The sequence below is a fragment of the Marinomonas sp. TI.3.20 genome, assembly GCF_038155025.1.
GTDB lineage: Bacteria > Pseudomonadota > Gammaproteobacteria > Pseudomonadales > Marinomonadaceae > Marinomonas > Marinomonas flavescens.
Window position 1 is genome coordinate 1 of record NZ_JBAKAS010000150.1, and the last position, 233, is coordinate 233.

Here is a 233-nt window from a genome sequence, read left to right on the forward strand (position 1 = left end):
GGCAACTTCGCTATGCGGATGGGTCACCTGTTTTAGATGAAAATGGGGAATCTGTTTTTTACGATAAAGACAAAGGCTTCGTCACAAAAGATGGTAAACAAGCGGTACTTTCAGGAAAGCTGACTACAGCTGATGGCAAGACAATTACTGCTGACGGCAAGGTGCTGGATACGGCCACTGGCTCTGATGTTACAAAAGACCAGCTAGACGGCATGCTGTACGACGGAAAAGCG

At 47.2% G+C, this 233-nt stretch carries 1 protein-coding gene; it reads left to right on the top strand.

Annotated elements, in window-relative coordinates:
* Nucleotides 1-233: hypothetical protein (locus V6259_RS19960; RefSeq protein ID WP_341586012.1), on the top strand; the 233-nt coding region annotated here is incomplete at both ends.